General features: G+C 73.9%; 5 protein-coding genes and 1 pseudogene. 2 read left to right on the top strand and 4 right to left on the bottom strand.

What is annotated here, in order from left to right; genetic code table 11:
• Both E1265_RS33610 and E1265_RS33605 read right to left on the bottom strand, forming a co-directional pair.
• A partial coding sequence (locus E1265_RS33610; RefSeq protein ID WP_132934737.1) for a sensor histidine kinase occupies window positions 1-1,582 on the bottom strand: 1,582 nt, incomplete at its 3' end.
• Window positions 1,579-2,292 carry a response regulator transcription factor gene (locus E1265_RS33605; RefSeq protein WP_132934736.1) on the bottom strand — a complete coding sequence of 238 codons (714 nt, stop codon included), beginning with the start codon at window positions 2,290-2,292 and terminating at the stop codon, window positions 1,579-1,581. The genes E1265_RS33610 and E1265_RS33605, both read right to left, overlap by 4 nt.
• Before the next feature lie 32 nt (window positions 2,293-2,324).
• Between E1265_RS33605 and E1265_RS33600 the strand changes: the two genes are divergently transcribed.
• Entirely contained in the window at window positions 2,325-2,792 is a 468-nt protein-coding gene (locus E1265_RS33600; RefSeq protein WP_132934735.1) for a hypothetical protein, read from the top strand.
• Between the two features lie 39 nt (window positions 2,793-2,831).
• Here E1265_RS33600 and E1265_RS33595 read toward each other — a convergent pair whose 3' ends face one another.
• Window positions 2,832-3,695 carry a fused MFS/spermidine synthase gene (locus tag E1265_RS33595; RefSeq protein ID WP_132934734.1) on the bottom strand — a complete coding sequence of 288 codons (864 nt, stop codon included), beginning with the start codon at window positions 3,693-3,695 and terminating at the stop codon, window positions 2,832-2,834.
• 341 nt (window positions 3,696-4,036) lie between these two features.
• On the bottom strand, window positions 4,037-4,423 hold the full coding sequence (locus tag E1265_RS33590) for a hypothetical protein (RefSeq protein WP_132934733.1): 387 nt from the start codon (window positions 4,421-4,423) through the stop codon (window positions 4,037-4,039).
• 179 nt (window positions 4,424-4,602) lie between these two features.
• Between E1265_RS33590 and E1265_RS33585 the strand changes: the two are divergent.
• Window positions 4,603-4,939, top strand: a pseudogene (locus tag E1265_RS33585) (hypothetical protein); the annotation flags it as partial.

Raw genomic sequence — 4,939 nt, 5'->3', positions numbered from 1 at the left:
GGGTCTTCGGCTTCGGCGGCGTGGCCGCCGCGGGGCGGGCGCGGCGGAGGCGGCGTGGTGGGGGTGCCGCCCGGCGGCCGGCGAGGATCTGCCGATCGAGCCAGCGAGCGGCTCGTTCCCATGGACTCCCCGAGGCCGTCCCGGAACCCTTTCCGCCGGTGAGGCCGGAGAGGGGGGCGAGGGGAGCCTGGCCCCTGGCCCGGTGTCGCGTGCCGCGGCGCCGGGTTGGGGCCGGGTACTTCCGGGCCCAGCCGCCGTCCCTGGCCAGCCAGAGTCGGATCTCGGCGCCGCCGAGCACCGAGCGGCCGATCCGCAGGTCGCCGCCGGTGGACTCGGCGAGGCGGCTGGCGATGTCGAGGCCGAGGCCGGTGGAGCCCCGGCCGCCGTCGCCCTCGCCTCGCCGGAGGGCCGCCTCCGGGTCGGCGATGCCGGGGCCTGCGTCGGAGACCAGCACGATGACGGCGTCAGCGGCACCGCCCGCGCGGTACATGTCGACGGCGAACGCGGTGCCCTCGGGCGTGTGCCGGAAGACGTTGCCGAGCATCGCGTCGAGCGCCGCGGCCAGGTCGGCCCTGGCCACGGGGACGGGGACGGGCTCCTCGACGCCGGCGAGCCTCACCTCGCGGCCCTCGTCCTCGGCGAGCGCGGACCAGAACTCCATCCGGTCCTTGATCACCTCGGCCGCGTCGGTGACCTCGCGCGGCCGGCCGTCGGGGACGGCGTCGCGGTGGGCGCGCGCGGTGCGGATGATCTGGTCGACCTCGCCCTCCAGCTTCTCGACCGCGTGCCTGGTCTGCTCGGCCGCGTCGCCGTCGCCGAGCGAGGCGGCGTTGAGTCGGAGCACGGTCAGCGGGGTGCGCAGCCGGTGCGAGAGGTCGGCGGCCAACTCCCGCTCCGCGGCGAGAAGTCCGGCGACCCGGTCGGCCATGGAGTTGAACGCCGAGGCGGCGGTGCGTAGTTCGCCGGGCCCCTCCTCGGGTACGGGGACCCGCACGCCGAGCCGGCCCTCGCCGAGTTCGCGGCTGGCCTGGGCGAGTTGCTCGATGGACAGCACGGTGCGGCGGGCCAGCCGGTCGGCGATGGCGGCGGAGCAGACGACGAGGGCGAGGCCGACGCCGGTCAGCACGAGCCAGGCGACGACGACGCCCTCGGTGAGCTGGTCGGAGGGGACGAACACCTCGATGAGGGCAGTGCGTTCGCCGGACAGCGGGATCGGTTGGACGAGTGCCACGCCGCCGACGACGTCGATCTGTTCGACCGCGCCAGACTCGGCGACCGAGTGCAGGCGCTCGGGGAGCGCGCGGTGTCGGCCCAGGGTGTCGGGCGGTCCACCGTCGCGACTCGGCAGGTCGATGGTGATCCGGTCCTCGGCGCCGGCCTCGGTCTCGGCGACCGCGCGCTCCAAGTCGTCGACGTCGCGGGCGGTCACGACGGCCGGGGCGAGCAGCGCGGCCTGGCGTTCGGCGGCGGAGACGGCCCGGTCGACGGCGACGTCCCGGACCACCATGCCGAGTGGCACGCCGAAGGCGACCACGACCATGGCGGTGACGGCGAGGAACCGCCTGATCAGGGACCATCTCATGCCGGAGGCTCCAGCTTGACGCCCACCCCGCGCAGCGTGTGGAGGTAACGCGGGCGGGCCGCCGTCTCGCCCAACTTGCGGCGCAGCCAGGAGAGGTGGACGTCGATGGTCTGGTCGTCGCCGTATGACTGGCGCCAGACCTGGGTGAGGAGTTCCTTGCGGCTGACGACGACGCCCGGGCGCTGGGCGAGGAAGGCGAGCAGGTCGAACTCGCGTCGGGTCAGGTCGAGTTGGGCGCCGTCGAGCTGGGCGAGTCGGCGGAGCGGGTCGACGGCGAGGCCGCCGACCCGCAGCACGCCGTCGCCGCCGTTTCCGCCGCCCTGACCGTTCTGGCCACCGTTCCCGCCGCCACCCGCGCGGCGCAGCACGGCGGCCATCCGGGCCGAAAGGTGTTCCACGGAGAAGGGTTTGACGAGGTAGTCGTCGGCTCCGTCGTTGAGCAGCCGGACGATCTCGCCCTCGTCGTCGCGGGCGGTGGCGATGATGACGGGCACGTCGGTGACGCCGCGAAGCATCTTCAGCGCCTCGCGGCCGTCGAGGTCGGGGAGGCCGAGATCGAGGATCACCACGTCGAATCCGATCTGGGCGACCTCGCGAAGTGCCTGAAGTGCGGTGCCCACGCTACGGACGCTGTGTCCCGCCTCGGTGAGATGCCGGATAAGGGCGGATCTCACAAACTGGTCGTCCTCCACAACAAGCACATGCGCCATGCGCGGCACCGTACGCCATTAGAGTGACGCCGATGCAGCGGTTTCTGGTCCGCGTTGGGAAGGCCGCCGCCTGGGTGATTTCGACCGGGGCGGCGGTGGGTGTGGCGTGGCTTGGCGTGCATGCGGTGCTGGGCGCGGCCAGTGAACCGCCGCGCGCGGTGCAGGTTTCGGATGACGATTCCGACGGTCCGCCAGAGGCATCGTCGACGCGCCGTCCGCGTCCGCCGGACGCCCATGAATCGTCCGAATCATCCATGGAATCCGGTACGTCCGGCGTCGAGACGGTCAGTACAGCGGGCGGAGAGGTCGTTCTGTTGATCGGTCCGGACTCGGCCGAGCTCATATCGGCCATTCCCAGGCCGGGTTGGGAGGTCAGAACGCGGGAGCAGGAGGGCCTCATCCGCGTCATGTTCACTGATGAGGAGGGTCGCGAGGCGTCCGTGACCGTGTTGTGTGTGTGGCGTGACGCGGCCCCCGAAATCCAGACGTATCGGGGCTGAACCCCCGGGCACCGGTGGCCGAGAACGACCTAAAGTCGCCTACCGGAAGGATCCGTCGGGCGGCGGAGGCGACGCGACGGCTGTGGCATCGGTCACAGTGGGGGCGCCGCCGGTGAAGTCGGCGAGCTCCCGGCCGGCGAGCAGTCTGGCCGGCTGCGGGTCGGCCGCACAGCGGCGGGTCAACTCGGCCACGGGCAACGGCTCGTCGGCCGCGAGCAGCACGCCGTTGCCGAAGCGGCGCCCGCGCAGCACGGCGGGCTCGATGGCGAGGCAGGCGCCGCCGAAGCGGTCCAGGGCGGTCGCCGCCTGGGCGCGCAGGTGCGCGAGCGGCGGTCCGTCGGTGACGTTGGCCGTGTACCAGCCATCCGGGCGCAACACCCGGCGCACGTGGTCGAGGAACTCGGCGCTGGCGCAGTGCGCCGGAGTGCGGACGCCCTGGAAGACGTCGGCGATGACGAGGTCCGCCCAGTCCTCGGGGAGCCGGTCGAGCAGGGCGCGGGCGTCGACAGCGCGGACCCTGATCCTGGCGCCTTCGGGGAGCGGCAGCTCGCGGCGCACGAGGGCGGTGAGCGCGGCGTCGACCTCGGCGACCTGCTGGCTGGAGCGCGGCCTGGTGACCGCCGTGTAGCGGGCGAGGGTGAGGCCGCCGCCGCCGAGGTGGAGGGCGTTGATCGGTCGACCTGGCGGCGCGACGAGGTCGACGGCGTGGCCGAGGCGCCGCTGGTACTCGAAGACCAGCCGGGTGGGCTCGTCGAGGTCGACGTGCGACTGCGGGGCGCCGTCGAGCAGCAACTGCCAGCCGCGCGGCCGGTCCACGTCGGGCACGAGCTCGGCGAGCCCACCGGCGACGTCCTCACTCACCACCGGCCGCCCGCCGGCGCGCCGCGATCTCCTGTTCACCATGCGTACAGTCTGCGACGCCCAGCCGGGGCGGGCCCTGGCGGCCCGCCCACGCGCTCGCCCCGCGGGCCGGTGCGGGCAGGCGCGAGGCGGCCACGCCACCGAGGCGCTCGCCGCGCGAGCTGGGCGCTGACGCGGCCGACCGGGCGTCGGACGCGGGCCGGCATCGACGCGCGGAAAGTGCGGCTCACCGCCCGGACATGGCGCGCGACGGCGGGGTGGCTACGAGGCTGGCCGGGGCAGCCGTCGGTGGGCCGGGCGCGGGTGCCGCGCGCCTGGGGCCGGCGTGTGGAAGGCGCCGTCGGCCAGGGGGACGTGGTCGTCGATGCGTCGGCGCGCGGCGCTCACCGTGGGGAGCCGGGCGCCGGCAGGTGCGGTCGGCAGCGGTCGACGACCGCGAGCATGGTGACGGCTTCGCTCAGGGCGGCCCGTAGGCGGTCGGGTTCGGTGGCCTGACGGACGGCGTGGTCCGGGGGGACGAGCCAGCGGGTGCCGGTGACCGGCGGGGAGCCCCGGCGGGCGCCGGCGTAGGTCTGGGTGCACGCGCTGCCCGGCAGGTCCCAGCGCTCGGCGGTGCCAGGCGGCACGACGAAACCGAGCGTGTCACCCGTGCGGTCGTGCAGCACGGGCCCGACGCCGTGGCGCAGGCGCAGCAGGTCAACGGCTTCGAGTCCCTCGCGCGCCGGCACGGTGACCAGATCGCAGGGGGCCGCCTCGCCGGTGTCCGCCATGGGGATTCCTCTCCTCGCGCTTCCTCGGTCGGTCGCGGTGTACAACGGCCGTAGCGCGTCAACGGCTACGGCCTGACACCGCTGAAATGGTTGGCAGTTCATGGCAGATCGCAGGTGAGATATCCGGTTTGTAGCGAAACCTGCTGTAGTGACACCACTCCAGCGGGTACGGTCCGCGCATGGCGACGTCACCATCCGCGTCCCGCCCGTCCGAGCCCAACCGGCTTTTCCGGGAGTTGCGGGGGCGGTTGTCCCCCGGCGAGTTCGCGGCGGCCGTGCGGCGCGCGGCGTGCGAGATCGGCGAACGGGTGTCCTGCGACGCCCGGTACATCGGGCGGGTGGAAGCGGGCGAGATCCGCTGCCCTAACTACGCGTACGAACGGGTATTCCTTCATATGTTCCCCGGCCGCTCGCTGGCCGATCTGGGCTTCGAATCCCGAGAGACGGTCCGCGGCCGCCGAACGGGCGCCGGCCCCGACTCCGGTTCCACCGGCCCGCGCCCGCGCTCCCCGCACC

The sequence above is a fragment of the Streptomyces sp. 8K308 genome (assembly GCF_004348315.1).
Taxonomy (GTDB): domain Bacteria; phylum Actinomycetota; class Actinomycetes; order Streptomycetales; family Streptomycetaceae; genus Streptomyces.
This window is presented reverse-complemented; position numbering and strand designations above follow the sequence as displayed.

What these genes read in the sequence shown, in the direction of transcription:
- E1265_RS33595 (WP_132934734.1), bottom strand. Translation starts at nt 3,695, where the DNA reads ATGGTGAACAGGAGATCGCGGCGCGCCGGCGGGCGGCCGGTGGTGAGT.
- E1265_RS33605 (WP_132934736.1), bottom strand. Translation starts at nt 2,292, where the DNA reads ATGGCGCATGTGCTTGTTGTGGAGGACGACCAGTTTGTGAGATCCGCC.
- E1265_RS33590 (WP_132934733.1), bottom strand. Translation starts at nt 4,423, where the DNA reads ATGGCGGACACCGGCGAGGCGGCCCCCTGCGATCTGGTCACCGTGCCG.
- E1265_RS33600 (WP_132934735.1), top strand. Translation starts at nt 2,325, where the DNA reads ATGCAGCGGTTTCTGGTCCGCGTTGGGAAGGCCGCCGCCTGGGTGATT.